The sequence below is a fragment of the Sphingobium sp. genome, assembly GCF_036170395.1.
In the GTDB taxonomy this organism is placed as follows: domain Bacteria; phylum Pseudomonadota; class Alphaproteobacteria; order Sphingomonadales; family Sphingomonadaceae; genus Sphingobium.
Map to the genome: position 1 here is coordinate 43,439 of NZ_JAVHPD010000010.1, position 24,987 is coordinate 68,425.

Annotated in this window: 22 protein-coding genes; 6 read left to right on the forward strand and 16 right to left on the reverse strand. The window is 66.7% G+C overall.

The window, feature by feature from the left end:
- Positions 1–53: 53 nt before the first annotated feature.
- Positions 54–1,346, reverse strand: a complete 1,293-nt coding sequence (gene mnmE / locus V2B31_RS04105; RefSeq protein ID WP_328275607.1) for a tRNA uridine-5-carboxymethylaminomethyl(34) synthesis GTPase MnmE — start codon at positions 1,344–1,346, stop codon at positions 54–56.
- Between the two features lie 5 nt (positions 1,347–1,351).
- A complete protein-coding gene (locus V2B31_RS04110; RefSeq protein ID WP_328275609.1) occupies positions 1,352–1,606 on the reverse strand; it encodes a DUF6489 family protein in 255 nt (84 codons plus the stop codon).
- A gap of 147 nt (positions 1,607–1,753) precedes the next feature.
- Here V2B31_RS04110 and V2B31_RS04115 point away from each other — a divergent pair, with 147 nt between their 5' ends.
- Positions 1,754–2,455 (forward strand): dienelactone hydrolase family protein, encoded by a 702-nt coding sequence (locus V2B31_RS04115; protein ID WP_328275611.1) that lies wholly within the window; start codon positions 1,754–1,756, stop codon positions 2,453–2,455.
- Positions 2,452–3,423, forward strand: a complete 972-nt coding sequence (locus tag V2B31_RS04120) for a quinone oxidoreductase family protein (protein WP_328275613.1) — start codon at positions 2,452–2,454, stop codon at positions 3,421–3,423. The genes V2B31_RS04115 and V2B31_RS04120 overlap by 4 nt, the downstream gene beginning before the upstream one ends.
- Before the next feature lie 70 nt (positions 3,424–3,493).
- Here V2B31_RS04120 and V2B31_RS04125 read toward each other — a convergent pair whose 3' ends face one another.
- Positions 3,494–4,216: a YjbE family putative metal transport protein gene (locus tag V2B31_RS04125; protein ID WP_328275615.1), complete on the reverse strand. Its 723-nt coding sequence runs from the start codon at positions 4,214–4,216 to the stop codon at positions 3,494–3,496.
- 22 nt (positions 4,217–4,238) lie between these two features.
- Complete coding sequence (rho, locus tag V2B31_RS04130) at positions 4,239–5,495, reverse strand: transcription termination factor Rho (protein ID WP_328275617.1); 1,257 nt, start codon at positions 5,493–5,495, stop codon at positions 4,239–4,241.
- Positions 5,496–5,732: 237 nt separating this feature from the next.
- Here rho and V2B31_RS04135 point away from each other — a divergent pair, with 237 nt between their 5' ends.
- Positions 5,733–6,698: a retroviral-like aspartic protease family protein gene (locus tag V2B31_RS04135; protein ID WP_328275619.1), complete on the forward strand. Its 966-nt coding sequence runs from the start codon at positions 5,733–5,735 to the stop codon at positions 6,696–6,698.
- 8 nt (positions 6,699–6,706) lie between these two features.
- On the opposite strand, the gene V2B31_RS04140 is transcribed toward V2B31_RS04135, so the two are convergent.
- The 6 genes from V2B31_RS04140 to V2B31_RS04165 form a co-directional block, all read right to left on the reverse strand.
- Positions 6,707–8,785: a transglycosylase domain-containing protein gene (locus tag V2B31_RS04140; protein ID WP_328275621.1), complete on the reverse strand. Its 2,079-nt coding sequence runs from the start codon at positions 8,783–8,785 to the stop codon at positions 6,707–6,709.
- Positions 8,786–8,891: 106 nt separating this feature from the next.
- A complete protein-coding gene (msrB, locus tag V2B31_RS04145; RefSeq protein WP_328275623.1) occupies positions 8,892–9,296 on the reverse strand; it encodes a peptide-methionine (R)-S-oxide reductase MsrB in 405 nt (134 codons plus the stop codon).
- A 31-nt stretch (positions 9,297–9,327) separates the two neighbouring features.
- Positions 9,328–10,356: a DNA polymerase III subunit delta gene (holA, locus tag V2B31_RS04150; protein WP_328275626.1), complete on the reverse strand. Its 1,029-nt coding sequence runs from the start codon at positions 10,354–10,356 to the stop codon at positions 9,328–9,330.
- Positions 10,353–10,850 carry an LPS assembly lipoprotein LptE gene (lptE, locus tag V2B31_RS04155; protein ID WP_328275628.1) on the reverse strand — a complete coding sequence of 166 codons (498 nt, stop codon included), beginning with the start codon at positions 10,848–10,850 and terminating at the stop codon, positions 10,353–10,355. The genes holA and lptE overlap by 4 nt, the downstream gene beginning before the upstream one ends.
- A 121-nt stretch (positions 10,851–10,971) precedes the next feature.
- On the reverse strand, positions 10,972–13,515 hold the full coding sequence (gene leuS / locus V2B31_RS04160; protein WP_328275630.1) for a leucine--tRNA ligase: 2,544 nt from the start codon (positions 13,513–13,515) through the stop codon (positions 10,972–10,974).
- A 155-nt stretch (positions 13,516–13,670) separates the two neighbouring features.
- Positions 13,671–14,120, reverse strand: coding sequence for a DUF3576 domain-containing protein (locus tag V2B31_RS04165; RefSeq protein ID WP_328275632.1), 450 nt, complete (start codon positions 14,118–14,120; stop codon positions 13,671–13,673).
- A gap of 231 nt (positions 14,121–14,351) precedes the next feature.
- On the opposite strand from V2B31_RS04165, the gene V2B31_RS04170 reads away from it, so the two are divergent.
- The gene (locus V2B31_RS04170; RefSeq protein WP_328275634.1) at positions 14,352–15,077 is read left to right on the forward strand and encodes a hypothetical protein; all 726 of its coding nucleotides are present in this window, start codon (positions 14,352–14,354) and stop codon (positions 15,075–15,077) included.
- A gap of 87 nt (positions 15,078–15,164) precedes the next feature.
- Here V2B31_RS04170 and V2B31_RS04175 read toward each other — a convergent pair whose 3' ends face one another.
- On the reverse strand, positions 15,165–16,094 hold the full coding sequence (locus V2B31_RS04175) for a 2-hydroxyacid dehydrogenase (protein ID WP_328275636.1): 930 nt from the start codon (positions 16,092–16,094) through the stop codon (positions 15,165–15,167).
- A gap of 3 nt (positions 16,095–16,097) precedes the next feature.
- The gene (locus V2B31_RS04180) at positions 16,098–17,423 is read right to left on the reverse strand and encodes a cystathionine gamma-synthase family protein (protein WP_328275638.1); all 1,326 of its coding nucleotides are present in this window, start codon (positions 17,421–17,423) and stop codon (positions 16,098–16,100) included.
- A gap of 179 nt (positions 17,424–17,602) precedes the next feature.
- Here V2B31_RS04180 and V2B31_RS04185 point away from each other — a divergent pair, with 179 nt between their 5' ends.
- Positions 17,603–20,011, forward strand: coding sequence for a ligase-associated DNA damage response DEXH box helicase (locus V2B31_RS04185; RefSeq protein WP_328275640.1), 2,409 nt, complete (start codon positions 17,603–17,605; stop codon positions 20,009–20,011).
- Here the strand turns inward: V2B31_RS04185 and V2B31_RS04190 are convergent.
- The 4 genes from V2B31_RS04190 to V2B31_RS04205 form a co-directional block, all read right to left on the reverse strand.
- Positions 20,008–20,736: a DJ-1/PfpI family protein gene (locus V2B31_RS04190; protein ID WP_328275643.1), complete on the reverse strand. Its 729-nt coding sequence runs from the start codon at positions 20,734–20,736 to the stop codon at positions 20,008–20,010. The genes V2B31_RS04185 and V2B31_RS04190 overlap by 4 nt on opposite strands.
- 39 nt (positions 20,737–20,775) lie before the next feature.
- Positions 20,776–21,264, reverse strand: a complete 489-nt coding sequence (locus V2B31_RS04195) for a membrane-like protein (RefSeq protein ID WP_328275645.1) — start codon at positions 21,262–21,264, stop codon at positions 20,776–20,778.
- A gap of 29 nt (positions 21,265–21,293) precedes the next feature.
- Entirely contained in the window at positions 21,294–23,264 is a 1,971-nt protein-coding gene (locus tag V2B31_RS04200) for an alpha/beta hydrolase family protein (RefSeq protein ID WP_328275647.1), read from the reverse strand.
- Positions 23,265–23,361: 97 nt separating this feature from the next.
- Positions 23,362–24,372: a sensor domain-containing diguanylate cyclase gene (locus V2B31_RS04205; RefSeq protein WP_328275649.1), complete on the reverse strand. Its 1,011-nt coding sequence runs from the start codon at positions 24,370–24,372 to the stop codon at positions 23,362–23,364.
- A 299-nt stretch (positions 24,373–24,671) separates the two neighbouring features.
- On the opposite strand from V2B31_RS04205, the gene V2B31_RS04210 reads away from it, so the two are divergent.
- Complete coding sequence (locus tag V2B31_RS04210; RefSeq protein WP_328275651.1) at positions 24,672–24,932, forward strand: hypothetical protein; 261 nt, start codon at positions 24,672–24,674, stop codon at positions 24,930–24,932.
- Positions 24,933–24,987: the final 55 nt, after the last annotated feature.

Below are 24,987 nucleotides of genomic sequence, written 5' to 3' on the forward strand. Positions count from 1 at the left end.
CCCCTTATCAGATCGGGGCGGCATCGGTCAAAAACGTTCCACGTGGAACAGGTTCATTTGCCGATACAGAAGCCTGAAAAAAGCCGGTCGAGCATATCCTCGGTCCCCGCGCGCCCCGTCAGCGCGTCGATCGCCCCCCGCGCCAGCCGCAATTCCTCCGCCGCGACCAGCAGATCGCTTGTCGCGACCGCGCCCTGCAAATGGGCAAACAGCTGTCCCACTCGCTGTCTCTGTCGCGCGTGCAGGGCATGGTCGCTGTCCCCCGGGAGCAGCGCCGAAGCGCGCCGATGCAACATCGCCCGCAGCGCGTCCATCCCCTCGCCGGTCAGCGCTGATAGGCGTAGGCCGGGGCGAGCCGCGCCTGCCCGGTCGCTTTGCGCTGCGACCAGGATCGCGTCGGGTCGCGGCAGATCATCCGTCTTGCCCAGCCACAGGATGATATCGGCCGCGTCCAACGCGGCGCGCGCCCGGTCGATCCCGATCGCTTCGACCGCGTCACCGCTGTCCGCCCGCAGCCCTGCCGTGTCGGTGAAGAGATAGGCGACCCCGTCGATCGCCACCGGCACCTCGATCCGGTCGCGCGTCGTTCCGGCGATGTCGGAAACGATGGCTGCGTCGCGCCCGACCAGCGCGTTGAGCAAGGTGGACTTGCCGGCGTTGGGCGGTCCTGCCAGCACGACCCGCACTCCGTCCCGCAATCGCTCGGCCGGCGGCGCAGCAAGCACAGCGCCAACCTCCCGCATCATGGCCGCGATCTCACCGCTGACCCGCCCCTCAATCGCGTCATCGGGCACATCATCTTCGTCGGAAAAGTCGAGCGCCGCCTCCGCCATGGCCGACAGGTCCAGCAACCGCTGCCGCCAGTCCTCGACCCGGCGCGAGAAATGCCCCTCCGCCATCGCCAGCGCAGCGCGACGCTGCGACTGGGTTTCGGCGGCGAGCAGGTCGGAAAGCCCCTCGACCGCATTCAGGTCCATCCGGCCATTTTCGAACGCGCGGCGCGTGAACTCGCCCGGCTCGGCCCGCCGCAGTCCGGGCAGGGCGGCCAGCGCGCTCTCCACGGCCGCCACTACTGCGCGGCCGCCATGGCAGTGCAATTCGGCCATATCCTCGCCCGTCACCGTCGCCGGGCCGGGCAGCCACAACAGCAAAGCGCGATCGAGCGCGCCGCCATCCATCGGGTCTTTCAGCAGCGCAAGGCTCGCCTGACGCGCCGGCGGCACGCGCCGCGCCAGCGCCGCCAGTGCGGTCCGCGCGCCCGTTCCACTTATCCGAATGACGGCTATCCCCGCCGGCGGCGCGCCGCTCGACAGGGCGAAGATCGTGCCGCCCCTGCCCTGCGTCATGGGACCTATTTCTTGTCGTCCTTGCCGCCGCCCATCCCGGCCAGTCCGACATTCATCATCTGCTGGAACAGCCGCATCCCCGCGTCGCCGAGCGGCGAGAAGCTCTTGAACAGAGTCTCCATCTGCTCGACGCTGCCCACGCCGTCGAAGCTGTCGAGCATGGTCTTGATATATTTGTCGTGGATGGGCGTCACGTCGGGGAGGCCCAGAAAGGACCGCGCTTCGGCCGGGGTGCAATCCACGTCGACGGTAACCTTCATTCTGCTGCCCTTCCCTGTCGCGGCGCGCCTGCACGCCGTCATGCCGCAGTTCGCGTCCAAAAGGCAAATTGTTAAGGGAGAAGGAGGTTGCGCCGCGTCCTTTAGCGCTCAATATGGCCCCACCATCATCGGCTGAGAGGAATCGAAATGGGCGAGTTCACCCCTGTCACTACGCTGGAAGGCGGCGCGCAGTTCGACGCCTATGTCGCGACGCCGGAGGGCGAGGCATCGGCCGCGATCATCGTCATCCAGGAAATTTTCGGCGTGAACGAGGGTATACGCCGCAAATGCGACAATTGGGCAAAGGCGGGCTATCTCGCCATCGCGCCCGATCTGTTCTGGCGGATCGAACCGCATATCGAACTCGACGCCGACGTGTCCGAAGAGATGCAGCAGGCATTGGCATATATCCCCAAATTCAACCAGGATCAGGGCATCCGCGACCTGGAAGCGACGATCAAGGCGGCGCGCGCGAAGCTCGGCGGGTCAGGCAAGGTCGGGCTGGTCGGCTATTGCCTGGGCGGCCGGCTGGCCTTCATGGCCGCGTGCCGGACCGATGGCGATGCGTTCGTCGGCTATTATGGCGTCGGCATCGATGGGCTGCTGGGCGAGCAGCACGCGATCGGCAAGCCGCTGATGCTGCACATCCCGACCAATGACGGCTTCGTGCCCGCCGACACGCAGAAGGCGATGCACGAAGGATTGAAGGACAATCGCCATGTCACCCTTTATGACTATGAAGGGCTCGACCATGGCTTCGCCACGGAAATGGGCGATCGCCGGGTGGACGAAGCGGCGGAACTGGCCGACCGCCGCACCGCCGATTTCTTCGCCGAGCATCTGGCATGAGCGCAGCGCCCTGGCGGATCGTCGTCAAGGCGCATGGCGGGCCGGAGGTGCTTGTTGCCGAACCCTTCGATCCGGGCCAGCCGGGTGAAGGCGAGGTGCTGGTGGCGGTTGAGGCGGTCGGCCTCAACTATATCGACACCTATTTCCGCACCGGCCTCTATCCTGCCGATCTCCCGCTGACTCCCGGTTTCGAAGGCGCGGGCCGCGTCATGGCGGTCGGCCCCGGCGTTGCCGACTTCAAACCCGGCGACCGGGTGGCGAGCGGCACGGGAAAGGGCAGCTATTGCACCCACTGGCGTGTCGCGGCGGCGCATCTCGTCCACCTGCCCGACGCCCGCGCCTCTGAAGATGCCGCCGCGATGATGCTCAAGGGCATGACCGCCTGCTTCCTGGCGGAGGATGTCGCAGCTCTGGAGCCGGGGCAGATCGCGCTGGTCCATGCCGCCGCCGGCGGGGTCGGCTCGGTGCTGGTGCCATGGTTGCGCGCGAAGGGCGTAACCGTGATCGCCCATAGCGGATCGCCCGAGAAGGCGGCGCGAGTTTCGGCGGACCACAGCCTCCATGGGCCTTTGGACAGGCTCGCGGACGAGGTGCGGGCGCTGACGGGCGGCAACGGCGTCGATATCGTCTATGATGGCGTGGGCAAGGACAGCTGGACTGCCTCGCTCGCCAGCCTCAAGCGGCGCGGCCTGATGGTGAGCTACGGCAATGCGTCAGGCGCGGTGCCGCCGATCAGCCTGCTGGAGCTGAGCCGGGGCGGGTCGCTCTACGTTACGCGCCCTACGCTGTTCGACTATGTCGCGTCTCGCGCCGAACTGGACCACACCGCCGCGCGCCTGTTCGATCGCATGGCGGATGGCACGATCCGGCCGGTGATCGGCCAGCGTTTCGCGCTCAAGGACGCAGCCGAAGCACATCGCGCCCTGGAATCCCGCCAGACCACCGGCGCGACCATATTGATCCCCTGACCGGGCTTTGCCACGAAAAAGGGGACAGCGTCTTCCGAAGCCGTCCCCTTCTTTGCAAGTTACCCCGTCGTCAGGCGAACAGCGTCAATATCCCGACCTGATGATCGACAAAGCCGTCATAGATCATCTTCACCGCCACATAGATGATGACCGCAAGGCCCAGATAGGCGATCCAGCGGAAGCGCTCGATATAATGGGCGATGACATTGGCGGCGATGCCCATCAGTGCGACCGACAGCACCAGTCCGATCATCAAAATGCCCGGATGCTCGCGCGCCGCGCCGGCAACCGCCAGCACATTGTCGAGGCTCATCGACACGTCGGCGACCGCGACCGCCCAGGCCGCGCCGGCGAAGCTCTTGGCCGGGCGCACGCCGGACACGTCATCGTCGCTCGGATCGGTCGGCGTCTCTGCCCCACGCTTGGGATGCAGCTCGCGCCACATCTTCCAGCTCACCCAGAGCAGCAGCAGCCCGCCCGCCAGGATGAGGCCGACGATCTGCATGAGCTGGCTCACCACCAGCGCGAAGGCGATGCGAAGGACCAGAGCGGCAAGAATGCCGATCAGGATCACCTTCTTGCGCTGATCGGTCGGCAGCCCCGCCGCCAGCGCGCCGACGACGATCGCATTGTCGCCTGCCAGCAGCACGTCGATCATCAGCACCTGCACGAAGGCGGACAGCGCTGATGGCGAGGTTATATTGCTGAAATCATTGACGATATGCTGCCAGATATCAGCCGGCGAACCCAGCCCCTGGGCAGCGGCGGCAGCCGTGGCGAGAAGGTCGAACATCGCGGTCTAACGTCCCTTCCGCTTACTGGTTCATCGTCGCGAAGAAATCCTCGTTGGTCTTGGAATCCTTCATCTTGTCGAGCAGGAATTCCATCGCGTCGATCGTGCCCATCTGCATCAGGATGCGGCGGAGCACCCACATCTTGCTGAGCGTCGGCTTGTCGACCAGCAGCTCTTCCTTGCGGGTGCCGGACTTGCCGACATCGAGCGCCGGGAAGATGCGCTTGTCCGCCACCTTGCGGTCCAGCACGATTTCCGAGTTGCCGGTGCCCTTGAATTCTTCGAAGATGACCTCGTCCATGCGGCTGCCGGTGTCGATCAGCGCGGTGGCGATGATCGAGAGCGACCCGCCTTCCTCGATATTGCGCGCCGCGCCGAAGAAGCGCTTGGGCCGCTGGAGCGCATTGGCGTCGACACCGCCCGTCAGCACCTTGCCCGAGGACGGCACGACGGTGTTGTAGGCGCGGCCGAGGCGCGTGATCGAATCGAGCAGGATGACCACGTCCTTCTTGTGTTCCACCAAGCGCTTGGCCTTCTCGATCACCATTTCGGCGACTTGGACGTGGCGGGTGGCCGGCTCGTCGAAGGTGGAGGACACGACCTCGCCCTTCACGCTGCGCTGCATGTCGGTGACTTCTTCCGGCCGTTCGTCGATCAGCAGCACGATTAGGAAGACTTCGGGATGATTGTCGGTGATCGCCTTGGCGATATTCTGGAGCATCACCGTCTTGCCGACGCGCGGCGGCGCGACGATCAGCGTGCGCTGGCCCTTGCCCTGCGGCGACACGATATCGATGACGCGGGCCGACTTGTCCTTGATCGTCGGATCAAGCGTGTCGAGCCGCAGCTTCTGCTCGGGATAGAGCGGCGTCAGGTTATCGAAATTGACGCGGTGGCGGACCGCGTCGGGATCGTCGAAATTGACGGTGTTGAGCTTGGTCAGCGCGAAATAGCGCTCGCCATCCTTGGGCGCGCGGATTTCGCCTTCCACCGTATCGCCCGTGCGCAGGCCGAACTTGCGCACCTGGTTGGGCGAGACATAGATGTCGTCGGGACCGGCCAGGAAGTTCGCTTCGGGGCTGCGCAGGAAGCCGAAGCCGTCGGGCAGCACCTCGATCGTGCCCTCGCCCATGATCTGCTCGCCATTCTCCGCCTCGGCCTTCAGGATCGCGAACATCAGATCCTGCTTGCGCAGCGTCGATGCGCCTTCGACGCCCAGTTCCTCGGCCATGGTGACGAGGTCGGCGGGCGCTTGTTTCTTGAGATCCTTGAGATGCATATGCGGGTCGGTCCGATGGAGAGGATGGAGATGGGCGTAGAGGGGATGAGGAGAGAAGCGGGCAGGACGCCTGCCGGTTCCCGCGCCGGACGGGCGGGTGGATATTCTGGCGTTTACCGGGCCGCTCCCCCGCAAGTCAAGGCGGGACCGGTCGGAAAATCAAGCAGAAGGTGCCGCTGGCGCGACTGACCGTACCCATGATATAAGCACCCTCAACAAAAAGGGAAGGATGAGGATATGGCACGGATCGCCGTCTGGCCGGGCGTCCTGCTGGCGCTTGGCGCTACCCCTCTGCCCGCGCAGGATGCGCCCGCGCTCGATCCTGCCCAGCCGCCGGCGGTGGTCCGCACCGCCACCGATCCCGACGATCGCGTCACCATCCCCATTTCGATCGACGGCAAGGGGCCGTGGAACTTCATTATCGACACCGGATCGCAGCGCACCGTCATCGCCCGCGATCTGGCGCAGCAACTTGCCCTGCCGCCCAAGGAAAATGTGACGATCATCAGCATGACCGGCCGCGCCGAAGCCGGCACGGTCGCAGTGCCGAACCTGACCTTCGGCGGTGGCAAGGTGGACGACATCGTCGCCCCGGTGCTGGAGGGCGAGCATCTCGGCGCACCGGGGCTGTTGGGTCTCGACAGCCTGCACGCCAAAAGGGTGACGCTCAATTTCCGCACCGGCCGCATGGAGATCGCCAGCAGCAACGCCCGCCGTGCCGCGCGGGTCGATCCCGACACGATCGTCGTGGAGGCGCGGCGCAGGCGCGGCCAGCTCATCCTGCTCGATTCCGAAGTGAATGGGATGCGGGTCAACATCATGCTCGACACCGGCACCAATTACAGCATCGGCAATCTGGCGCTGCGCGACAAGCTGCTGGCCAAGAAGCGCGCGCCCGCCATGCTCAGCACGACCCTTACCAGCGTCACTGGCGGCACCATGAGCGCCGAGGTCGGCCGCATCAAATCGGTGCGGATGGGGCGCGTCAATCTTATCGAGCTGCCGGTCCTCTTCGCCGACGCCAGCCCGTTTGCCGAACTCGGAATGCAGGAGAAGCCGGCGCTGCTGCTGGGCATCAGCGCGTTGCGGATCTTCGACCGGGTTGCGATCGATTTCGGCAGGGGCAAGGTCGACTTCCTGCTCCCCGACGCCAGCGCCGCCGACAAGATGCGCTTCGCCGGCGCGGACCAAGGGGCGGGTTAAGGCCCGCCTCAGGGGTTGGGCGCTGGCCTTGGCTGCTGCTGCCGCTGGCGACCCAGCACATTGTCGATCCATTGCTGGTCGAGCTTGGGCGGCTGCGGCCGGTCCTCGGGATCGACCTCCAATTGCTGGTCGTCCTCCGGATCCGATCCCTCGGGGCGGCCGCGCTCGATCGGCAGGCCGTTCTCGTCCACCATCATGCCGGGATCGGCGCCATTGTCGGGCGCGCCATAATAGGCTTCCTCGTCGGGCTCCAGCTGCCATTCGGGCAGCGTGACCTCGGTCTCGAACTGCTCGACCGGGCGCTTCGCCGTCGCGACCTTCATATAGGCGGCGAAAGCGCGGGCCGGCGCGCGGCCGCCCTGGAGCACGCCCACCGCGCGCGCGTCGTCGCGGCCCATCCAGACACCGGTGGTGATGCCGCTGGAAAAGCCCAGGAACCAGCCGTCCTTGTTGCTGCTGGTGGTGCCGGTCTTGCCCGCCACCGGCCGCCCGATCTGCGCCGCGCGCCCGGTGCCGGTGCTGACCGCCGTCTGCATGAGGTCGGTCATGCCCGCCGCCACCCAGGGCGCGACCAGCACGCGGCTGGTATCATCCTCATGGGCATAGAGCAGCCGGCCGTCGGCGGTCGTCACCTTGGTGATGCCATAGGGCGTCACCGCGATCCCCTTGCGCGCGATCGAGGCGAAAGCGCGGGTCATGTCGATCAGGCGCACGTCCGATGTGCCGAGCACCATGGAAGGGTGGGTGTTGATCGGCGTCGTCACCCCGAACCGCCGCGCCATGTCGGCAACGGTCGGGAACCCGACCTCTACGCCCAGCTTCGCCGCGACGGTGTTGATCGAATAGGCAAAGGCGGTCCGCACGTCGATCGCGCCCGAAAAGCGCCCATTGCTGTTGCGCGGGCTCCAGCCGTTGATCGTCACCGGCTCGTCGGTCACGCTGGTGTCGGGGGTATAGCCCGCCTCCAGCGCCGCCATATAGACGAAGATCTTCCAGGCCGATCCCGGCTGCCGCGTCGCGGTCGTGGCGCGGTTATAGTTGGAGGTCACATAGTCCAGCCCGCCCACCATCGCCCGCACCGCGCCGTCGCGGTCCAGGCTCACCAGAGCGCCCTGCGTGCCGGCGGGCACATTGGCCTTGATCGCGGCGGTCGCGGCATTCTGCATGCCAAGATCGATGGTGGTATAGACCTCCAGCGGCTCATTGGGCTCGTCGATCAGCACGTCGAGCTGCGGCAGCGCCCAGTCGGTGAAATAGCGCACGCTGTTCTGCGGCGGCTCGGGCGCCATTTTGACGCCGGCAAGGTCGGCGCTCGCCCGCTCCGACGCGGAAATCTTGTCATTCTCCTCCATCAGGTCCAGCACCACGCCCGCGCGGCCGATCGCCGCATCGGCGTCGGCGGTGGGCGAGTAGCTCGACGGCGCTTTCACCAGCCCGGCGATGATCGCCGCTTCGGGGAGGTCCAGCCGGGTCGCGGGATGGCCGAAGAATTTGCGGCTGGCGGCATCGATGCCGTAAGCGCCGCCGCCAAAATAGACCTTGTTGAGGTAAAGCTCCAAAATCTGCCGCTTGGAGAATTTGCGCTCCATGGCGAGCGCCAGCACCATCTCGCGCACCTTGCGGCCGAAACTATAGCTGTTGTTGAGGAAGATGTTGCGCGTCACCTGCTGGGTGATGGTCGATGCGCCCTGCCAGCGCCGGCCCGATCCGCGCCGCTCCACCGCAACCCACGCCGCGCGCGCCATGCCTACAGGGTCGATGCCAGGGTGCAGGTAGAAGCGCTTGTCCTCGGTCGCGATCATGGCGTCGACCATGACCTGCGGGATCTGCTCGTAAGGGAGCCATTGGCCAAAGCTCGGCCCCAGCGACACGATCACGCTGCCATCGGCGGCATGGACGCGGATCATCTGGCCGTTGGGCGAGGATTTCAGGCTGTCATAGCTCGGCAGCGACTGCATCGCGATCACCACCGCAATCACCACCGCCAGCAGGCCAGCGACCGCCGCCGCCAGGCCGATCTTGACCCCGCGCACCAGCCATTTCCTGACGCCCGTGCGCGCCGCCTTGCTCTTGCCTGATCCTGCCATCTGTGCCGCCCCGAATAGGGCCTAATCCCCGCGCTCGCCAGCGCAAATGCTGGCGCGATGCGCCTTCATCACGATCGGCGCTTTATGGAGGATGAATGGAGGCTGGTTACTCGGCTGTGTCGCGCGGCTTGAAGTCCAGGCTGGCGCTGTTCATGCAGTAGCGCAGGCCATTGACGCCCGGCCCGTCGGGAAAGACATGGCCCAGATGCCCCTCGCAGGTGGCGCAGCGCACTTCGGTGCGGATCATGCCGTGGCTGGCGTCGCGGATTTCCTCGACCGCATCGATATCGACCGGCGCGGTGAAGCTCGGCCAGCCCGATCCGCTGTCATATTTCTCTTCGGCATCGAACAGTTCCGCGCCGCAGCCGGCGCAATAATAGACGCCGTCCGCCTTGTTGGCGTTATATTTGCCGGTGAAGGCGCGCTCGGTGCCCGCTTCGCGCAGTATATGATATTGTTCGGGCGACAGGCGCTGCCGCCATTCGGCTTCGGAAAGAGTGAGCTTGTCCATGGCGGCAATATGGTCGTGCCGAGGGGCGCGATCAAGCCCGCTCCCGCGCCGCCTGCCGCGCGATCGTCAGCAATTCCTGCCGCACCATCAGGTCGCCGGTGCCCCGTCCCGACCGGGTCGCGCGCTCGGCATCCAGCAGCCGCTGGACCACACGGGCGATGCCGGGCGAATCCCACTGGCGCACCTGCCGCGTGACCGCCACCTTCTCCTTCCAGAACACCGCCTTGCCCGCCGCTTCCACCGCCGCCTCTGCGCGGCCGCCATCGCCGGCCTCGGCGCGGATCGTGGCGATCAGCATTGCGCGGTTGAGCAGCGGCCGGATGACCGACGCCATCGCCGCGCCGGTCTCCGTGAGGCGCAGCAACTCCTTGTGCATGGCTTTGAGGTCGCCGCCCAGCACCGCATTCACCAGCGGCCCGGTCTCGGTATCGGGATTGTCGGCGGCCAGCGCATCGAGCGCCTCGGCGCTCGCCTCGCGCGGCCGCTCGGGCGCGGCGTCGAGGTAGAGGATCAGCTTCTCGACCTCGCCCGCCATCAACGCGCGGTCGCCATTGGCGAGATCGACGATCCGCCGCGCCAGTTCGGTAGGGAGGCGCAAGCCCCCTCCGCGGGCGATGCCGATGGCGATCTGCTCCGCCTCCCGCGCGTCGGGCTGGTAGGATATGAGCGCGAGCGCCGCCTTGTGGTCCAGTGCCAGCTTCAGCAGCTTCGACGTGGGCTTGAGCGCGCCCGCGACCGCAATCACCGGATTGCCCGCCGCCTCCGCCTCCAGCAGCGCGGCGAGCGCCGGGGCGGCCTCGTCCCCCATCCCGCTCACCCGCACCCAGCGCTTGTCGCCGAACATGGAAAAGGACGCCGCCTCGTCCGCCAGCCGCGCGGGATCGTCCTTCAGCGTCGCATTGTCGAGGTCGATCCGCTCCGCCTCCGGCCCCATCGCTCGCTCCAGCCGCCGGGCCAGCGCGGTGCTGCCTGCCTCGTCGGGGCCGTAGAGCAGGAAGAAGCGGACCTCGGCGGGCGGCGCATCCAGCGCCTTTTCCATCTGGCTGCGGCTGGCCTTCAAGGATTGGCCGCCTTGCGCGAATGGAGGGCGAGGCGGGTGACGATCTGGTCGGCGACCCGCTGCGACAGCCGTTCGAGCGCGGTGTCCTCGGCCGCGATCGTCGCATATTCGCTGGAGGTGACGTCGATGCCCGCGTCCGACCCGGCGGTGTCGTCCAGTATCTGCGCGCCGGTCGCGGCATCGACCAGCTGGTATCGCGCGCGCAGCGTCCGCCGCTCGCGGGTGATGGCGGCGTCGGAGCGGAGGCCGAAGCCGGCGATGTCATCGTCCAGCTTCACCACCAGCCGGTAGCGGGGCGCATCGCCCTGCCCCATCGCCGCCAGCCGGTCATTGAGCGCATTGCGCACCAGCCAGCCCGCCTTGCCCTCGATCGGCGCGACCTCGACATTGCCGAGCGCGCTGGCCACCGCGCCATGGCTCCCCCCGCCATAGACCGGCCGCAGCCCGCAGGCGGTGAGGGTGGCGAGAGCGATGAGGGGGAGTGCGCGCTTCATGGACCCTCCTTAGCATTGTCCACGCCGATTTAAACCGTGCTCCGGCGAAAGCCGGAGCCCAGGATGGAGCGCAGGCCGGTCGACCCTGGGCTCCGGCTTTCACAGGAGCACGGCAGCCGGTTCAGATGACGAGATTGACCAGCCGATCCGGCACCACGATCACCTTCTTGGGGCTCGCCCCGTCCAGGACGCGCGCGACATTGGGCGCCGCCATGGCGAGCCGTTCCAGCTCCTCCTTCGGCGTCCCCTTCGCCACTATGATGGTGTCGCGCAGCTTGCCCATCACCTGGCAGGCGATGGTAACCTCATCCTCGACCAGCAGTGCCGGATCGACCGCCGGCCAGGCCGCGTCAGCGATCAATCCCTCTCCGCCCATCTCCGCCCAGCCCTCTTCGGCCAGATGCGGCGTCATCGGCGCGACCAGCAGCGCGAGCGCGCGGATCGCGGTGGTGCGCGACGTCGAAGGCTTCGCCTTCTCGATCGCGTTCACCAGTTCGTAAATCTTGGCGACGGCCTTGTTGAAGCCCAGCGCCTCGATGTCCTTGGCCACCCCGTCGATGGTCTGGTGCAGCTTGCGGTCGAGCGCCTTGTCCTGCCCCTCGGCGCCCGCGTCAGCTTCGCCGAACAACCGCCAGACGCGATTGACGAAGCGCCAAGACCCCTCGATCCCGGCTTCCGTCCAGGGCAGGTCGCGCTCGGGCGGGCTGTCGGACAGCATGAACCAGCGCACCGCGTCCGCGCCATATTGGGCGATGATGTCGTCGGGATCGACGACATTCTTCTTGGACTTGGACATTTTCTCGACGCGGCCGACCGTCACCGGCGCGCCGCTTTCGATGTGGGTATAGTCGTCGCCGTTCTTCTTGACCTCACCCGGCGACAGCCAGCTTCCGTCGCCCGCCTTGTAGGTCTCGTGCGTCACCATCCCCTGCGTGAACAGGCCGGTGAACGGCTCGGCAAAGCCCAATTGCCCCATATGCTGGAGCGCGCGGGTCCAGAAGCGGGCGTAGAGCAGGTGCAGGATTGCGTGTTCCACCCCGCCGATATATTGGCCGACCGGCAGCCATTGCTCGACCGTCGCCCGGTCGAACGGCTTGTCGGCGGGCTGGCTGGCGAAGCGGATGAAATACCAGCTCGAATCGGCGAAGGTGTCGAGCGTATCGGTCTCGCGCACCGCCGGCTTGCCGCAAGTGGGGCAGTCGACATGCTTCCAGGTCGGATGGCGATCGAGCGGATTGCCGGGAATGTCGAAGCTCACATCCTCAGGCAGCACCACCGGCAGCTGCGCCTTGGGCACCGGCACCACGCCGCAGCCCTCACAATGGATCACCGGGATCGGCGTGCCCCAGTAACGCTGGCGCGAAACGCCCCAGTCGCGCAGGCGGAACACGGTCTTGCCCTCGCCCCAGCCTTCGCTCTCCGCCCGGGCGATGACGGCGGCCTTTGCCTCCTCGACGCTCATCCCATCGAGGAAGCGCGAGTTTACGAGGCGACCCGGGCCGGTATAGGCTTCGTCGTGAATCGGCTTGTCCGCCTCGCCCTCCGCAGCGACGACGCGCTCGACAGGCAGCATATATTTGCGCGCGAAATCAAGGTCGCGCTGGTCATGCGCCGGCACACCCATCACCGCGCCGGTACCATAGTCCATCAGCACGAAGTTGGCGATGAAGACGGGCAGTTGCCATTCGGGATCGAACGGGTGCGTCACCGACAGGCCGGTGTCGAAGCCCAGCTTCTCCGCCGTCTCCAGCTCGGCCGCGGTGGTGCCGCCTTCCTTGCACTTTTCGATGAAGGCGGCGGCGTCCGCATCATTCGCCGCCACCGCTTGCGCCACCGGATGGTCCGCCGCGATCGCGACGAAACTCGCGCCGAAGATGGTGTCGGGCCGGGTCGAATAGACCGCAATCCCCGCGCCCGCGTCCAGTCCCTCCAGCGCCTCGCGCTCCGGGAAAGGCGCAAAGTCGAACCGGAATTGCAGGCCGACCGACTTGCCGATCCAGTTTTCCTGCATCGTCCGCACCTTGTCGGGCCACTGGTCGAGGCTTTTCAACCCCTCCAGGAGGTCATCGGCGAAGGCGGTGATCTTGAGGAACCATTGGCTGAGCTTGCGCTTCTCCACCAGCGCGCCCGACCGCCAGCCGCGCCCGTCGATCACCTGCTCGTTCGCCAGCACGGTCATGTCGACCGGATCCCAGTTGACCGCGCTCTCCTTGCGATAGACGAGGCCGGCCTCCAGCATGTCCAGGAACAGCGCCTGCTCATGCCCATAATAGTCCGGCTCGCAGGTCGCGAGTTCTCTGGACCAGTCGATCGCGAAACCCAGCTTTTTCAATTGCGCGCGCATGTTGGCGATGTTGGCGCGCGTCCATGTCCCCGGATGGACCTTCTTCTCCATCGCGGCATTTTCCGCCGGCATCCCGAAGGCGTCCCAGCCCATCGGGTGCAGCACCTCATGCCCGGTCATCCGGCGGAAGCGCGCCAGCACGTCGCCCATCGAATAGTTGCGGACATGGCCGATATGGATGCGCCCCGACGGATAGGGGAACATCTCCAGCACATAGCTGCGTGGCTTGGCCGATGCGTCGTCGGCCTTGAAGCTCTGCTTCTCGTCCCAGGTCGCCTGCCATCGGGCGTCGGCCTCAAGCGGGTTGAAGCGCCTTTGCATGATGTGTCTATTCCCTCCAGCTCCGTTCGCCCTGAGCGAAGTCGAAGGGCCAGACCGACCGCAGGGAGGTCACTTCGCTGCGCTCAGTGATAGGCTTCGACTTCGCTCTCCTGAGCCTGTCGAAGGGCCGAACGGAGAAATGCGTGTTTACAGTCTCAGCCCGCAATCGCCATGCGGCGCAGGTCGCGGGCCTTGGTGAGGATGATCTCCTCCAGCTTCTGCACCGTCGCAGCGGCGACCGGCGCATCGACCCACTGGCCGTTCTGGCTGACCTGCCGGCTCGCCGCGACGCGCAGCGCGTCGGCGCGCAGATCCTGGTCCAGGATCGACACCGTCACCTTCATCCGTTCGCCCGGCGTATTGGGATTGGCGTACCAGTCGGTCACGATCACCCCGCCGTTCGAATCGGTCTGCACCATCGGCATGAAGGACAAAGTGTCGAGGCTCGCCCGCCACAGATAGGCGTTCACCCCGATCGTCGTCACTTTCGACGCGGCGAGGTCCGCCTTGGGCCGGTCCTTCGACCCGCCCCCGCAGGCGGCGAGCGGCAGGAGCGCGGCCAGCATCAGGCCGGCGGTTGCAGAAGCGGGAAGGCGGCGGACCATCAGGCATGTCCTAGCTTGAAAAAGACGAAAAACTGCCCGCTTCTATAGTGGCCGTGCGGCGCGGGGCAAGGGGGCGCTGTGCCATGCGCCCATCGGCACGCCGCGAGCGCGTAGCGGGCCTGTGTATTCGATGCAACAGCCGGCACAAAAAGGCGTTCTGCCACTAGCCAGTAGCGGCTTTATGGGTGTAGTGCGTCATGAAACATAGAGTGACGGGGGCAGATTCGGGTCATGCGCGTGAATAGGGGATATTTGGCAGTAGCAGGGGCGGCGGCAGCCGTGACCGGCTTCATGCTGTCCCCGGCATTCGGCGCAGCCAGCGATCTGGCGCGCGCGCACAGCGGCACGCTCGTGTCGCTCGACGCGCTTGGCAGCATTTCCTCTTTCACCCCGACCATCCGCGATCCCAAGCTCGCCGCCGCTTATGCGAAGATCGCGGCGAAGGCGAGCGGGCAGGGTTTCCGCTTCACGCCCACCAGTGGGTCGCTGAGCGGCCGCCGATCGGTGACCGTGATGGTCCGCGCCGCCGACGACGGCGTGACGATCAACCGCACTGTGGCCCCGGTCGATATCACCCCGGTCGCATTCAGCCTGAACGGCGGACATAATTGGCGCAAATTCGCTCTGCCCGAATCGGTTGGCCGCAAGGCGCTCGATCCGGTGGCGCTCGAAACCATGGTCGACGCGAAGAATTTCTCGCTGGATGACGGCAAGAAGGATCGCTTCAGCACCAAGGTGCTGCTCGAAACCCGCCGCGAGCCCGTCGCCAGCGTGAAGAACCCGTCCGCGGACAAGGATTATTCGCTGGATCTCGCCAGCTCCTACTCGCTGACGCGCAACCTGAACGTCACCGCCGGCGTCCGCTACAACAACAGCGTCGCCGGCCGCCTCGCCCCCATGACCGACGAGCGCCAGGACAGCCAGGCCGTCTATCTGGGCACGGTGTTCAAGTTCTGATCCGCTTGTCCTTCTCCCCCAGGGGGAGAAGGATATGAAGCCTTGCCGCGCAGCGGCTAGGCGAAGTTGGATGAGGGGGACTGCCCCTCACCCCAACACCGGCGCCGGCAACGCCTCCCCCGCGAAATGCGCGGCCAGATTGCCCATCAGCGTCGCCGCCATCTGCGCCACCGCCTCATGCGTCGCCCCGCCGGTATGCGGCGTTAGTACGACATTGGGCACGTCCGCCCATTTGGCTGGATCGGTCGGCTCGGGGTCGAACACGTCGACCGCCGCGCCCCCAAGCCGCCCATCCTTCAACGCCACGATCAGCGCGGGTTCGTTCACCAACTGCCCCCGCCCGACATTGACCAGCAGCCCCTGCGGCCCCAGCGCGTCCAGCACCGCTGCGTCGATCATCCCGCGATTGCGCTCGTCGGCCTTCGCCGCCACGACGAGAATGTCGCTCTCCCGCGCGAGCGCCAGCAGCGACTCCGCCCTCGGCCAGGCAAGCGCCGGCTTGTCGCGCGGCCCCCACCAGCCGATCGCCATCTTCATCGCCGCCGCCCGCTCGGCAACGGCGATGCCGATCGCGCCCATGCCGACGATCCCGAGCCGCGCGCTGCGCATCGAGTGCGTCCGCGTCTTGGCCTCGATCGTCCACCCGCCACTACGCAGATGGCGGTCGCCCGCCACGATCCAGCGCCGGTGCGCGATCATGAGGCCGATGGCATGGTCGGCGACATCCTCCGCATTAGCCGCACCGCCATGCGCGACGGCAATGCCCCGCTCCCGCGCCAACGCCAGGTCCACGCCGTCATAGCCCACGGTGAAGCAGGCGATCAGCGACAGGCGCGGCATCGCGTCCACAAGGTCACGGGCCAGCGGAAACTCCCCCGCCCACACCAAAGCCTCCACTGCCGCCAGCCGCTCCGCCGGCGGCGCGTCCCACAGCGCGATGACGTCATACTGCGCCTGCAACATCGGCAGCAGGGGGGCCAGCAAAGGCTGCCCCACCATCAGCAACGGCCGCCCCATCGCTCAGCCCACCTGCCGCAGCGCCTGGGCGAAATCCGCGATCAGATCGTCCGCATCCTCGCAGCCTATAGAGATGCGCACCATATTGTCGCCGATGCCGAGCGCCCTCTTCCGCTCCGCCGGCACCGACAGATGGGTCATCGCGGCGGGATGGCTCGCCAGCGTCTCGGTGCCGCCCAGGCTGACCGCCAGCTTGGCGATCTTGAGCGCGTCGAGGAAAGCGAACGCCTCCGCCTCCCCGCCTTTCAAGTAGAGCGAGAAGGTTGATCCCGCGCCGGTGCAATGGCGGCGATAAATGTCCGCCTGCCGCTCGGTCTCCGGGAAGCCGAGATAGACGACCTTCTCCACCTGCGGCTGATCGCGCAGCCAGGCGCAGACCTTCGCCGCATTCTCGCCCGCCCGGCTCATCCGCAATTCCAGCGTCTCCAGGCTCCGCAGCAGCATCCAGGCGCTGTGCGGATCGAGGATCGTGCCGATCGTGTTCCGCATCAGGCGGATGGCGTTGATGAGCGCATTGCTGCCCAGCACCCCGCCCGCCACCAGATCGCTATGTCCGCCCGCATATTTGGTGAGGCTGTAGATGACGAGGTCCGCGCCATGGGCGATCGGCTTGTGCCACAGCGGCCCCAGGAAGGTATTGTCGATCGCGATCGGCGGCACATGCGCCTCGCCAGCGAACAGCGAGTCGCGCCGCGCGACCACCGCCTCCAGATCGACCAGCACATTGGTCGGGTTGGCCGGGCTTTCGAGATAGAGGAGAGCGACGCGCCCCAGCCCCTTCGCCGTGTCGATCACCGCGCCGATCTCCGCCTCGGTCGCGCCGGCGGGGAAATCGAGCCACTGCACCCCGAATTTGCCGAGAATGCGACCGATCAGCGACTCGGTCGCGGCGTATAGAGGGGCCGAATGCACGATCACGTCGCCCGGCTGCACCAGCGCCAGCAGCGTCGTGGCGATCGCCGACATGCCGCTGGAAAAGAGCAGCGCATCTTCCGCTTCTTCCCAGACGGAGAGCCGGTCCTCGCAAATCTCCTGATTGGGGCCGTTGAAGCGCGAATAGACGAGCCCCTCCGCGCCGCCCGGCCGGAGGCCCGTCACGCCCTCGAAATGCCGTTTGCCCGCCGCCGCGCTGTCGAAGGCGAAGGTGGAGGTGAGGAAGATCGGGGGTTTGAGCGATCCCTCCGACAGCGTCGGATCATAGCCATGGCCCATCATCAGCGTCGCGGGCTTGAGCTTGCGGCCGTCGATTTCCATGATCGGCGCCTTGGGGCGGCGACGGTTGCGCGCGGGCTCTGCGCCGGTGAGGTCGGCTTCTGTTTCGCCAGTCATGTCGATCTCCTGCATGGGTGGCGGCGTCTGACGCGCCGCTGCTGATGGCGCCAGTCTACCGCAGGCGCGGGTCGAGCCGCCAGAGGGCGATTGAAATATTATGTCCTGGCGCTGCATCATTGTTCCGATGCCCCTGCAGGGACGATGACAGAGGCAAGGGAGGAACCTACATCCCTCCCATGGCCGCGCTTCCTTCCCTCATAGACGACTGGTTCGCGGCGCGCGGCTGGCGGCCACGCCGGCACCAGACAGAGATGCTGGCGGCGGCCGAGCGGGGCGACCATGCGCTGCTCGTCGCGCCCACCGGAGCGGGCAAGACGCTGGCGGGCTTCCTGCCGACGCTGGTGGACCTGATCCGCGATCCGGCCGAGGGACTGCACAGCCTCTATGTCTCGCCGTTGAAAGCGCTGGCGGTGGACGTGCGCCGCAACCTGCTGACCCCGATCGAGGAAATGGGTCTGCCGATCCAGGTCGAGACCCGCACCGGCGACACCCCGTCCGACCGTAAGGCGCGCCAGCGCGTCCGCCCGCCGCAGATCCTGCTGACCACGCCTGAATCGCTCTCGCTGCTGCTCAGCTATCCGGACGCCGCCTTGCTGTTCGATCGGCTGCGGACGGTGATCGTCGATGAGGTCCACGCCTTCGCCACCCAGAAGCGGGGCGACCTGCTCAGCCTGTCGATGGCTCGGCTACAGGCGATCAACCCCGCGCTGCGCCGCGTCGCCCTCTCCGCCACGGTCGCGGATGTGGACGCCTACCGCGCCTGGCTCGCGCCCGATGGCGACATCGACGCGGTGACGCCGGTGTTGGGCGAGGACGGCGTCGATCCCAATGTCGCCATCCTCATCCCCGAAGGCCGCGTGCCCTGGTCGGGCCATTCGGGCAAATATGCCGCGAAACAGGTGATGGCGGAGATCGAGGCGCGGCAGACGACGCTCATCTTCTGCAATACGCGCGGCCTGGCCGAACTCATCTTCCAGGAACTCTGGCAGGCGAACGAAAAGAACCTCCCCATCGCCATCCACCATGGCAGCCTGTCGATCGAGGCGCGGCGGAAGGTCGAATCGGCGATGGCGGCAGGCAGACTGCGCGCGCTGGTCGCCACCGCCAGCCTCGACCTCGGTGTCGATTGGGGCAATGTCGATTGCGTGATCCAGATGGGCGCGCCCAAAGGCAGCTCGCGCCTGCTCCAGCGGATCGGCCGCGCCAACCACCGGCTCGACCAGGCGAGCGAGGCGATCCTGATCCCTGGCAACCGCTTCGAATATCTCGAAGCCCGCGCGGCGCTCGACGCGGTGGAGGCGGGCGAGCGCGACGCCGACGATTTCCGCCCCGGCAGCCTCGACGTGCTGGCCCAGCATGTCATGGGTCTCGCCTGCGCCGGCCCCTTCCGCGCGGAGGCGATGCTGGCGGAGGTGCGATCCGCCACCCCCTATAGCGCGCTGACGGAGGAAGCCTTCGCCAACGTCCTCCATTTCATCGAAGGCGGCGGCTACGCCCTGCGCGCTTACGACCGCTTCAAGCGCCTCACGCAGGACGAAGACGGCAGCTGGCGCGTGTCGCATCCGCGCTTCATCCAGCAGCATCGCCTCAACGCCGGCATCATTGTCGATCAGCCCGCGCTCATTGTCCGCTTCGCCAACGGCCGCAAGCTTGGCACGGTGGAGGAGGGGTTCGCGTCGCAACTGCGGCCGGGCGACAGCTTCTTCTTCTCCGGCGCGGCGCTGGAGGTGGTGCGGATGGACACCACCGACCTCGTCGTGCGCGCGACCTCGAAGCAGGCGCGCATCCCGAGCTGGGGCGGCACCCGCATGGCGATGTCCACCCGCCTTGCCGATCGCGTGCGCCACTTCCTCGCCGAGCCGCAGGAGTGGCACCGCTTCCCGCAGGATGTGCGCGAATGGCTGGAAATGCAGAAACTCCGCTCCGCCCTGCCGCAGCCCGGCCAGCTTCTCATCGAAACCTTCCCGCACGAGGGGCGCCACTACCTCCTCTGCTACAGTTTCGAGGGCTGGAACGCGCACCAGTCGCTCGGTATGTTGCTAACCCGGCGCATGGATGCCCAGGGGCTGATGCCGCTGGGCTTCGTGTCGAACGACTATGCGCTGGCGGTCTATGGGCTCAAGCCCGTCACCGATCCCAAAAGCCTCTTCTCGGCCGACATACTCGACCATGAATTTATCGACTGGGTCGAGCAGTCGAGCCTGCTGAAGCGCGCCTTCCGCGACGTGGCGGTGATCTCCGGCCTCATCGAGCGGCAGCATCCCGGCAAGCGCAAGACCGGGCGGCAGGTCACGTTCTCGACCGACCTCATCTACGACGTGCTGCGCAAATATCAGCCTGACCATCTGCTGCTGAAGGCGGCATGGGCCGACGCGCGGGCGCGGATGACCGATGTGGGGCGGCTGGGCGACCTGATCGACCGGGCGGCGACGACGATGCTGCATGTGACGCTCGACCGCGTCAGCCCGCTTGCCGTTCCGGTGCTGATCCTGATCGGGCGGGAACAGGTGGCGCAGAGCGCGGCCGAGGACGCGCTGCTGATGGAGGCCGAAGCGCTCGTCGCCGAAGCGATGCGCGCTGACTAAAGCCCGTTCATCGCAGCGAATGGATCGTCGCCGGCATCCTCGTTCCAGCGATATTCCGCCCGGTGCGCGACCCAGCGCGCCATGTCCTTGCCGTACATCTTCGCGATCAGTCCCAACGCCATGTCGGTGCCGGCGGAAATGCCCGATGACGAAATATATTTGCCGTCCTCCACCCAGCGGGCTTTCGGCGTCCACAGCACCTTGGCCCCCTGCGCCGTCGCCCATGCCCAGGCCATCTTGTTGCTCGTCGCCCGCATGCCGTCCAACAGGCCGGTTTTCGCGAGCAAGCCTGATCCGGTGCAGATGGTGGCGACTTGCGGCGCGTCCTTCGCCAAAGCGGCGACGGCGCTCAGGAACGGCGCGCTATTGACCTCGCGCCGCGTCCCGATCCCGCCAGGTATCATGAGGATGTCCAGCTTGGGCGCATCGGTGAAGGCCATATCGGCGACCACCGCCGGCCCTGCCCCGCTCTTCACCGGCCCCGCCTTTTCAGCCAGCATGACGATCTCGACCCGGTCTTTCAACATCCCGAACATTTCCAGCGGACCGAACACGTCCAGCAGCTCGAATCCGTCGAACACGATCATGCCCAGCCTCTTCTTCGGACCGCTGGGCGGAACCGGCGGCTCCGGTCTGACCTGCGCCGCGGCGTCGCTCGACCGGGCGATCACCGGCAGCGAAGCAGCGGCGGCCAGCACGGCGCGGCGGGTGGAACCGTTGGTCATGCCGTCATCCTTATCTCAGTTGGCCCATGGACATAACGATCAACGCCGATCTTCCCACATATCCTGCCGAACCCCCCCGCAGCCCTTGAGCGTGCCGCCCGCAAAGGCGATCTGCACCCGGTCGGACCAGACAGCGTCGCTCATCCCGTCGCTGCACGGTCCTTCGGTGGCGGTCAGCGAAAAGCCGTCTGCCCGATAGCGGATCGCCCGATCATCCGCCTCGCGCATCACTCCGAACCGCATCGGCGGATGATCCGGCCGCTCCAGCGTGGCAGCCGATCCCCCAATCGTCACTGCCCAGAAGGGTTCGGTGCCGATGGCGCGATAATCCGGTGTCGGCGGGGCGTCGGACCTTGGCGGCGGCGCGTCTCCCGATGAGGGTGCGGGCGGTGCCGCGCGGGGCGAGAGATCATCACGCGGCACGGGCGGAGCCGGCGCTGCTTTCGCGATCGGGGCTTGCCGCGCAGGCGCTGGCGCGGGGGGCGTCGCGTCCTCGGACCCGCAGCCCGCCAGCATCATCAGCGTCATCAGGGTCCGACCGCCTGCCGCCATCGCCTTCAGGCCGGGTTATGCTGTTTCAGGAAGGCGTCGAGCCTTTGCAGAAAATCCAGCCGGTCCGCCTCCCGGGAGAAATGATGATCGCCGAGCGGCTGTTCGGCATAGATATAATCCTGCCCTGCCACCTTGCCCGCAGCCTTCAGCTTCTCGGCCATTTCCCGCGACTGGCTCACCTGGACCCGGCGGTCCTTCTTGCCGTGGATCAGCAGGATGGGGGTCGAAAATTGCGCGGCGAAATTGATGGGGGACACGGCGGCGAAATTGGGCGCCTGCTCCTTCATCCACGCCTTGCGGCTGCTGTGGTAGAGGAAGCGGCTGTCATAGCGCATCATCGCAGACAGGTCCGATACGCCGGCATAGGAGACAGCGCAGCGATATTTGCCGCCATCGCGCTGCGCCGCCCGCATGGCGGCGTAACCGCCATAGGATGCGCCGACCATGCACACGCGCTTGGGATCGGCTATGCCCTGCTTCACCGCCCAATCGACCGCGTCATTGAGGTCGTCCTGCATGGCAAGGCCCCATTGCCCCTCGCCCTTCTCCGCGAAGGCGGTGCCATAGCCCGACGATCCGCGATAATTGGGCTGAAGCACGGCATAGCCCCGCCAGGCGAGAAACTGCACCCACCAGTCCCATTCCTCGGCGTCGCGGGCGAAGGGGCCGCCATGGGGCATCAGGATGAAGGGCAGATTTTTCGGATCCTTCCCCGCCGGCACGGTCAGAACCGCAGCGATCTCGAGCCCGTCCCGCGCCTTGTAACGGATGGTCCTGACCGGGGAGAGCCGGCTCGTGCCCGGAAAGCGGCTGCTGGCGCGCGCCAGCACGCTCATCGCGCCGTCGGCGGTGTCGTAGAAATAATAGACGCCGGGCTGGTCGGGCGTGCCGACATGGACGACCATGCGCTGGCCGTCCCGACTGAACGACACGATGCGCGCCCGCCGATTGCCCACAGCCTTGTCGAGATCGGCCTGGATTTTCGCCAGATTGGGATCGAACCAATGCACCGCTGCGGCGTCGCCGGTGTAGCGCACCCCGGCAAGGCCGCTGCCGGCCGAATCTTCGACGATGCCGTCCAGATCGAAACCGGGGGCTTCGAACAGCTTCTTGCCCAGCTCCAGCGTGCCAAGATCGAGTTCGTACAGCGCATCCGTGCCGTCGCGATCGTTGCTGGCGACGGCGCGGGTCGGATCGGCGGTGAAGAGCAGCGGCACGACCAGCGATTCGTCGCGGCGGCGATCGGCGCGGTCTACGACGCGGAAGCTGGTTTTCACGTCGGGGCGGTAAAGCAGCTTGGACGTGCGCGTGCTGTCATTATAGCCCACGCCCATCCGCACCGTCCCGCTGGCGTCGGCATACCAGCTGCGCACCATCTCGCGCGGCGTCATGATGTTGCGCATCCGTCCGGTGCTGACGTCCACCTCATCGACACGCGGCCAGAAGCCGGCTTCGTTGTAGAAGATGGAGGTCTGGTACGAGAGCAGGATGCGGGGCGTGCCGTCGCGCGCCACCCAGATGACGTCGTCGGCGCTTTGCGCCGCCGTGTTCTTGGCGATCATGTTGATCTTGGTGCCGTCGCGCTTCAGCGCGGCGACGCGGCTGATATACCAGGGATAGCCATCCACATTGGTTTCCGTCCCCAGGCCGACGATCAGCCAGTCGTCATTGACCCATTTCCACCAGTTGAGATCATTCTCGCCCAGCGCCAGCGAGCGGATGCGGTTGGGGCCGTCGGCGATATCGGCGATGACCAGCTTCTGCTCGCCCGCCACCGCGACGCGGCTGGCGATGCGCAGCCCGTCCGGCGACAGCGCCGGCGCGTCCATCATCGGCAGGGCCGCGAAATCCTCGATCGTCCATTGTTTCGGCGCGGCGGGCGCGGCGGGCGTCGCCGGCCCAGGCGGCGTCTGCGCGTGGCCCATCCCCGCCGCAACCAGAGCTGCGCCTGCAAGCCATCCCGCTATCGCCTTCATCGTCCCCGCCCCATGTCTGTCCCCGGCCGAAACGATAATGAAGATCATCGGGCGCGTCACGCAAAACATGACGCGGGAACGGGCGGTTAGCGCTGGATCAGGCAGCGCGCAGCGCGTCCTGCGGGGCCAACATGACCCGGTTGCGCCCGCCGCGCTTGGCGGCGTAGAGCGCCGCGTCGGCGGCCGCGATCCAGCTCGCGCTGGTCAGCCGGTTGCGCCCGACCGCAGCCACGCCGAAGCTCGCGGTGACGGTCAGCGGCGGATCATGCGGCACGATATGGCGCGCGAGCGTGTCGCAGAAGCGCTGCGCGGCGGCGAGCGCGTCGGCCTCGCTCGTCTCGGGCAGCAGCAGGCCGAATTCCTCGCCGCCCAGCCGGCCGAGCGAGTCGCTCGGGCGCGAAAGGCCGCGGCAGAGATCAGCGACGGCGGCGATCACCTCATCGCCCGCGCCATGCCCATGGCTGTCGTTGATCGCCTTGAAATGATCGATGTCGAGCAAGAGCAGAGCGGACGGGCGCTGGTGCCGCAGGAAGAGCGCGATCTGCTTGTCGACTTCGGCGATGAAGGCCCGGCGGGTGAGTGCGCCCGACAGCGTGTCGCGCTCGGCAAGCAGGCGCAGTTCCATCTGTTCGACGACGATGGGAGCGAGGCCGCTCAGGACGGCGAGCTGTTCGGGGGAAAAATCGCGCGCCTTGGTGTCGATCGCGCAGAGCGAGCCGATCTGATAGCCATCGGGCGTGCGCAGCGGCACGCCGGCATAGCTGCGGATGCCGGGATCGCCGGTTACCAGCGGATTGTCCACGAAGCGCGCGTCCGTCTGCGCATCCGCGACGACCAGCGGTTCTGCCTGCCGGATCGTATGATCGCAGAAGGCGACGCTTCGCGGGGTCTGGGCAGCGTCGAGGCCCGCGATCGACTTGAACCATTGCCGTTCCCGGTCGATCAGCGACACCGCCGAAATGGGCACGCCTACGACGCTGCGCACCATTTCGGTGATCTTGTCGAACGCGCCCTCGGCGGGCGTATCGAGAATGTCATAGCGGTGCAGGGTAGCCAGGCGGCCCTGTTCGTCGGTCAGTCTGTCCTGCGGCGTCATTGGTTCACCCATATCGACCTGCATCATTGGCTCGGCGTGCGGGACGGTCTCACTCCAGGGGCCGACCGCCCCCGCAGCCTGCGCGCGCGCCCTTAAGAAAGAGTAAAGGCAGACGATCCTTATCGGCCTGGAACATATTCCCGCTATTTGGCGGTTTTGCCCGCTTTATCGTATTGGCCGCATGTCCCGTATGTGGAACGGCGCAATAAACCACGGTAAACCGCGATTTTTCGAATTTGGCACGCCCCCTGCAATGTCGAGGTCATGATCCGGCAAGGGTCACAACCACAGTTTCAGGGAAGGAATTTGACATGAAGACCATCGCTTTCGCCGCCGCCGTCGTTGCCGCCGCCATCGCCGTTTCGGCCGCCGCCACTCCTGCCTTCGCTAAGGCCGAAGGCCGGTTCGGTGACGCCAAGGTGACCTATGACGCCGCGCAGGACCGTTACTGCTTCCGCGAGCCCCGCGCCGGATCGCTGGTTCCCGTCACCACCTGCCGCAGCAAGGCGGAGTGGGCGCTGGACGGGCTCACCATCCACCACAAGCCGGCGGTTCAGGTCGCGCAGCGCTGAACCCCATGACGGGCGCACAAACGCCCGGCCGAGACCCTCGGCCGGGGGTTGTCAT

What these genes read in the sequence shown, in the direction of transcription:
- V2B31_RS04180 (WP_328275638.1), bottom strand. Translation starts at nt 17,423, where the DNA reads ATGACTGGCGAAACAGAAGCCGACCTCACCGGCGCAGAGCCCGCGCGC.
- V2B31_RS04110 (WP_328275609.1), bottom strand. Translation starts at nt 1,606, where the DNA reads ATGAAGGTTACCGTCGACGTGGATTGCACCCCGGCCGAAGCGCGGTCC.
- leuS (WP_328275630.1), bottom strand. Translation starts at nt 13,515, where the DNA reads ATGCAAAGGCGCTTCAACCCGCTTGAGGCCGACGCCCGATGGCAGGCG.
- V2B31_RS04115 (WP_328275611.1), top strand. Translation starts at nt 1,754, where the DNA reads ATGGGCGAGTTCACCCCTGTCACTACGCTGGAAGGCGGCGCGCAGTTC.
- V2B31_RS04170 (WP_328275634.1), top strand. Translation starts at nt 14,352, where the DNA reads ATGCGCGTGAATAGGGGATATTTGGCAGTAGCAGGGGCGGCGGCAGCC.
- rho (WP_328275617.1), bottom strand. Translation starts at nt 5,495, where the DNA reads ATGCATCTCAAGGATCTCAAGAAACAAGCGCCCGCCGACCTCGTCACC.
- V2B31_RS04205 (WP_328275649.1), bottom strand. Translation starts at nt 24,372, where the DNA reads ATGGGTGAACCAATGACGCCGCAGGACAGACTGACCGACGAACAGGGC.
- V2B31_RS04195 (WP_328275645.1), bottom strand. Translation starts at nt 21,264, where the DNA reads ATGACGCTGATGATGCTGGCGGGCTGCGGGTCCGAGGACGCGACGCCC.
- V2B31_RS04210 (WP_328275651.1), top strand. Translation starts at nt 24,672, where the DNA reads ATGAAGACCATCGCTTTCGCCGCCGCCGTCGTTGCCGCCGCCATCGCC.
- V2B31_RS04140 (WP_328275621.1), bottom strand. Translation starts at nt 8,785, where the DNA reads ATGGCAGGATCAGGCAAGAGCAAGGCGGCGCGCACGGGCGTCAGGAAA.
- V2B31_RS04185 (WP_328275640.1), top strand. Translation starts at nt 17,603, where the DNA reads ATGGCCGCGCTTCCTTCCCTCATAGACGACTGGTTCGCGGCGCGCGGC.
- V2B31_RS04200 (WP_328275647.1), bottom strand. Translation starts at nt 23,264, where the DNA reads ATGAAGGCGATAGCGGGATGGCTTGCAGGCGCAGCTCTGGTTGCGGCG.
- lptE (WP_328275628.1), bottom strand. Translation starts at nt 10,850, where the DNA reads ATGAAGCGCGCACTCCCCCTCATCGCTCTCGCCACCCTCACCGCCTGC.
- mnmE (WP_328275607.1), bottom strand. Translation starts at nt 1,346, where the DNA reads ATGACGCAGGGCAGGGGCGGCACGATCTTCGCCCTGTCGAGCGGCGCG.
- V2B31_RS04120 (WP_328275613.1), top strand. Translation starts at nt 2,452, where the DNA reads ATGAGCGCAGCGCCCTGGCGGATCGTCGTCAAGGCGCATGGCGGGCCG.
- msrB (WP_328275623.1), bottom strand. Translation starts at nt 9,296, where the DNA reads ATGGACAAGCTCACTCTTTCCGAAGCCGAATGGCGGCAGCGCCTGTCG.
- V2B31_RS04165 (WP_328275632.1), bottom strand. Translation starts at nt 14,120, where the DNA reads ATGGTCCGCCGCCTTCCCGCTTCTGCAACCGCCGGCCTGATGCTGGCC.
- V2B31_RS04175 (WP_328275636.1), bottom strand. Translation starts at nt 16,094, where the DNA reads ATGGGGCGGCCGTTGCTGATGGTGGGGCAGCCTTTGCTGGCCCCCCTG.
- V2B31_RS04135 (WP_328275619.1), top strand. Translation starts at nt 5,733, where the DNA reads ATGGCACGGATCGCCGTCTGGCCGGGCGTCCTGCTGGCGCTTGGCGCT.
- V2B31_RS04190 (WP_328275643.1), bottom strand. Translation starts at nt 20,736, where the DNA reads ATGACCAACGGTTCCACCCGCCGCGCCGTGCTGGCCGCCGCTGCTTCG.
- V2B31_RS04125 (WP_328275615.1), bottom strand. Translation starts at nt 4,216, where the DNA reads ATGTTCGACCTTCTCGCCACGGCTGCCGCCGCTGCCCAGGGGCTGGGT.